At 69.0% G+C, this 5,250-nt stretch carries 3 protein-coding genes; all 3 read left to right on the forward strand.

The window, feature by feature from the left end:
* A partial coding sequence (locus tag VA603_RS08700; RefSeq protein WP_323438550.1) for a DUF3375 domain-containing protein occupies window positions 1–1,229 on the forward strand: 1,229 nt, incomplete at its 5' end.
* Window positions 1,216–1,932: a DUF4194 domain-containing protein gene (locus tag VA603_RS08705; RefSeq protein WP_323438551.1), complete on the forward strand. Its 717-nt coding sequence runs from the start codon at window positions 1,216–1,218 to the stop codon at window positions 1,930–1,932. The genes VA603_RS08700 and VA603_RS08705, both read left to right, overlap by 14 nt.
* A gap of 70 nt (window positions 1,933–2,002) precedes the next feature.
* Window positions 2,003–5,250 (forward strand): ATP-binding protein (locus VA603_RS08710; RefSeq protein WP_323438552.1); only part of this gene is annotated, 3,248 nt, incomplete at its 3' end.

Genomic DNA, 5,250 nt, shown 5'->3' on the forward strand with positions numbered 1-5,250 from the left:
GGCTGTCGCAGGGCTGGCTGGAGCGGCGCCTGCCCGAAGGAGCGAGCGAGGAGGAGTACGAGCTCTCGCGCCAGGCGGTGCAGGCCATCCGCTTCATCGCCGGGGTCGAGCACAACGCCAGCCTGGCCACCGAGAGCCGCCTGTCGATGGTCATGCAGCAGCTCTCGCAGCTGGCCCAGCAGACCGAGACCAACCCCGAGGCACGGCTGGCCGCGCTGCGCGCCGAGCGTGAGCGCATCGACGCGGAGATCGCCCAGGCCGCCAGCGGCAAGGTCGCCACCCTCGACGGCAAGCGCGCGCTGGAACGCACCCGCGACGTGATCCGCCTGGCCGATGACCTGGCCGAGGACTTCCGCCGCGTGCGCGATGACTTCGAGCAGCTCAACCGCCGTTTCCGCGAGCGCATCATCGACGACGAAGGCGCGCGCGGCGACGTGCTCGACCGCCTGTTCAACGGCGTCGATGTGATCGGCGAGTCCGATGCAGGGCGCAGCTTCCAGGCGTTCTGGGACCTGCTCAACGACCCACGCCGCAGCGCCGAGCTCGACGCCGCGCTGGACGCGGTGCTCGAGCGTGGCTTCACCCGCAAGCTGGACCGCAACGAGCGCAACTTCCTGCGCAACTTCACCAGCACCCTGCTCGAGCGCGGCGGCCAGGTGCACGAGGTGATGCAGCACTTCGCGCGCAGCCTGCGTGGTTTCGTGCAGAGCCGTGGCTACCTGGAACAGCGCCGCCTCAACCAGCTGCTCAAGCAGGCCCAGGGCCAGGCGCTGCAGCTGCGCGAGGACATGCACCCCACCGCCGCCACCGGCTTCGTGCTGCCGCTGTCGGCCGCGCGCCTGCGTTCGATTGGCCAATGGCGCCTGCATGACCCGCGCAGCCACCAGGTCGAGACGTCGATCTTCATGGCCGATGCGGCCGAGATCTCGCTGGACAGCGTCGGCGACCTGGTCGCGCAGTCGGAGATCGACGTGCGCACGCTCAAGGACAACCTGTTCATGCTGCTTGGCACCCGCCCGCAGCTGTCCATCGCGCAGGTGCTGCGCGAGCGGCCGGCGCGGCAGGGCCTGGGCAGCGTGATCGGCTATCTCTCCATCGGCACCCGCCACGGCATGGTGGTGCGCGATCAACTGGAAACCGTGGAATGGACCGGCGGCGACGGCAGGGCACGGCGTGCCCGCGTGCCGCTGGTGTGGTTCCTCAAGGAAAGACGCGATGAACTGGTCTGAGACCGAAATCGAGAACGAAGGCGAAGGTCAGGCCGCACCGGCACCCGCCGCGCCGGCCATCAACAAGGACACCGGCGCGCTGTTCCTGGGCGACACCGGCCGCCTGCCGGCCGAGGCGCGCCGCGCGCTGTGCCAGCTGCTGGCCGGCCCCAGCGTCGATGCGCAGCGCCAGCCGACCCAGTGGACCGCGTTGCTGCGCCACGAGGACGCGGTGCGCAGCCTGCTGTGCGAGCTGTTCCTGGAACTGGTGCTGGACCGTGACGGCGGCATCGCCTTCACCCGCCAGGCCGATACCGCCGAGCTGGATTCGCCGACCCTACTGCGCAGCGCGCCGCTGACCTTCATCGAGTCGGTGCTGTTGCTGCACCTGCGCCAGCAGTTGGCCGAGGCCGATACCCGCGGCGAACGCGCGGTGGTGGAGGAGCTGGAACTGGTCGAGGCGATGAGCATCTACCAGAAGAACGTCTCCACCGACCAGGCCGGCTACGGCAAGCGCGTGGCCGCGGCGATCGCCAAGATGCGCGAGAACCAGCTGCTGTCCAAGCTGCGCGGCAGCGAGGACCGCTACGAGATCTCGCCGGCCTTGAAGCTGCTGTTCTCGGCCGAGGACGTGCAGACCCTGGGCGAGGCCTACCGCCAGCTGCGCGAAGGCGAGCCGGCGCCGGCCGAGGCCGAAGCCGCCGGCGAAGGCGCCGACGAATGACGCGCATGCGCGTCGAATCACATTTGTTTGTCGCCGTCGCGCCCGGCGCGGCGGTTGAAGGATGAGCCGCATGGACACCGCTTCCCACACTCTGCTTCCCGCCGCCGCATTGTTCAACGACCCGGCCAGTGATGCCCGCGCGAACCAGTTCCGCATGCGCCGCCTGCAGGTGCTCAACTGGGGTACGTTCTCGGGCCTGACCGAAGTACCGATCGCCGAGCGCGGCTTCCTGTTCGTCGGCCGTTCCGGTTCGGGCAAGTCGACCCTGCTTGATGGCATGAGCGCGCTGCTGACGCCGCCGAGCATCGTCGACTTCAACGCCGCCGCGCGCGAAGCCGAGCGTTCCGGCCGCGACCGCTCGCTGGTGTCCTACGTGCGTGGCGCCTGGGCCGACCAGCAGGACAGTGCATCGGGCGAGATCGCCACCCAGTACCTGCGCAAGGGCGCGACCTGGACCGCATTGGCGCTGGAATACCACAACGGCCGCGGCGATGCGGTGTCGATCATCCGCATGTTCTGGATCAACGGCGCCGGCACCTCCGCCAACGATGTGCGCAAGCACTACATGGTGGTGCCGCGCCGCTTCGACCTGGCCGAACTCGATGGCTTCGACCTGGACCTGCGCAAGCTGCGCCTGCGCCTGGGCGAGGACGTGGCCCACTTCGACAGCTTCGCCGGCTATGCCGAGCGCTTCCGCCACCTGCTGGGCATCGGCAACGACATGGCGCTGCGCCTGCTGCACAAGACGCAGTCGGCCAAGAACCTGGGCGACCTCAACGCCTTCCTGCGCGGCTTCATGCTGGAAGAGCCGCGCACCTTCGAAGCAGCCGACCGCCTGGTCGAGGACTTCTCCGAGCTGGATGGCGCCCACCACGCGGTGGTGACCGCACGCCGCCAGGTCGAGACGCTGACCCCGGCCCGCGACTACCACCAGGACCTGACCGAGCTGCGCAAGGGCGTGGCCAACCTGCGCGACCTGCAGATCGGCATCGACGGCTTCCGCGAGGAAAAGCGCCTGGAGCTGGTCAACGACCGCCTCAAGGAAGTGGAGGTCGCCGACCGCGGCCTGATGGGCGAGGAAGGCCAGCGCCGCCAGGCGCTGGACAACCACGAGCAGAAGCTGGTCGAGCTGGAACGCCAGCAGCGCGAACAGGGTGGCGAGCGCATCGAGGAGCTGGAGCGCGAACGCACCCGCGTCGAGCGCGAGGTCGAGGAACGCGCGCGCCGCCGCAAGCAATTGGAAACCGCGTGCCGCCAGCTGGGCATGTCGCTGGCCGACACCGCTTCGGTGTTCGCCGAGCAGGTCGAGCAGGCGCGTGCGCTGATCGACGGCAGCCGTGACGGTGCCGGCACCGTGGACGATGCCATCGCCGAGCGCATGGCCGAACGCCGCGATGACGAGAAGCGTTTCAATGCGCTGCGCGTGGAGCTGGAATCGCTCAAGTCCGCGCCCAGCTCGATCCCGGCCCCGCTGCAGCAGATGCGTGCGCGCCTGTGCGACGACACCGGCCTGCCCGAATCGGTGCTGCCCTTCGTCGGCGAGCTGATCCAGGTGCGCGAGGACCAGATCGGTTGGCGCGGTGCGATCGAGCGCGTGCTGCACGGCTTCGCGCAGTCGCTGCTGGTCGATGAGAAGCACCACAGCCAGGTGGCCGAGTGGGCCAACCGCACCCACCTGGGCACCAAGCTGGTCTACTTCCGCGTACGCGACAACGAGTCGCTGCATGCGCGCGAGCCGGACAAGCGTTCGTTGATCCACAAGCTGCAGCTGCGCGACCACGTGTTCGGTGACTGGGTCCATAACGAACTGCTGCGCCGCTTCGATTACACCTGCGTGGAGAACGCCAGCCAGCTGCGCAACGAAGACCGCGCACTGACCCGCGAAGGCCAGATCAAGCACCCGGGCGATCGCTACGAGAAGGATGACCGCCACGCGGTCAACGACCGCAAGCGCTGGATGCTGGGCCACGACAACCGCGACAAGCGCCGCGTCTACGAACGCGAGGCGCAGGAGCTGGCGCAACGCATCGCGCGCAGCGAGTCGGACGTGGCCATGCTGCGCAAGCAGCGCGAGAGCGGCCAGGAAAAGCAGCTGGCCGCGCGCGTGCTGGTCGAGCGCGACTGGGACGAGATCGACGTCGGCCCGCGCCTGCAGCGCCTGGCCGACATCGACGAGCAGCTGGTGGACCTGCGCGAGGGCGACAACGCATTGGCGCGCGTCGGCCAGCAGATCGAGCTGACCCGCGGCCTGCGCGACCAGGCCAAGCGCACCTACGAGGACGTGCGGCTGGAACGCGCGCAGCTTTCGCGTGAGCGCGTGCGGCTGGAACAGCAGCGTGACAATGGCGCCGCCCGCGTCGCCGGTGCGCCGCTGACCGATGCCCAGCGCGACGGCCTGGGCGAGCGCCTGGAGGCGCTGCCGGGCTTCAACCTGGACACGCTGGAAAGCCACTTCCGCGTGATCGAGCGTGGCCTGGCCGAGGAGCTGGGGCAGAGCCAGAGCCGCGACGCCAAGCTCACCCAGCACCTGCTCGACTGCTTCCGCAAGTACTGCCAGCAGTGGCCGGAGGACTCCGGTGACTTCACGGTGTCGCTGAGCAGCGCCGATGACTTCCTGGCACGCCTGCAGCGCCTGGAGAGCGACGGCCTGCCACGCCACGAAGGCCGCTTCTTCGAGCTGCTGCAGACCCAGAGCAAGAACAACCTGCTCGCCCTGCAGCGCCACACCGCCGAGGCGCACAAGGCGATCAAGCAGCGCATGGACGAGGTCAACGCCTCGCTCGAGCAGGTGCCGTTCAACCGCGGCACCGTGCTGGCCATCGACGTCAGCGACCGGCGCCTGCCGGAAGTGCAGGACTTCCAGCTGCAGCTGCGCGCGGTGCTGACCCACCAGCAGACCGAAGACCGTTCGCTGGCCGAAACCCAGTTCAACGTGCTGCGTGACCTGGTGCGCCGCCTCGGTGCACAGGAACCGGAGCTGCGCCGCTGGCGCGAGCAGGTGCTGGACGTGCGCCAGCACGTGGAGTTCTACGGCGTCGAGCTCGACGGCGAAACCCGCGAGCAGGTCGAGATCTACCGCAGCGGCGCCGGCAAGTCCGGTGGCCAGCGCCAGAAGCTGGCCACCACCTGCCTGGCCGCGGCGCTGCGTTATCAGCTCGGTGGCGAAGACGGCGAACTGCCGCGCTACGCGGCCGTGGTGCTCGACGAAGCCTTCGACAAGGCCGACAACGAGTTCACCGCGCTGGCGATGAACATCTTCGAGAACTTCGGCTTCCAGATGGTGGTGGCCACCCCGCTGAAGTCGGTGATGACGCTGGA

Origin of the sequence: Stenotrophomonas capsici, assembly GCF_034961085.1 — a bacterium.
GTDB classification, from domain to species: domain Bacteria; phylum Pseudomonadota; class Gammaproteobacteria; order Xanthomonadales; family Xanthomonadaceae; genus Stenotrophomonas; species Stenotrophomonas capsici.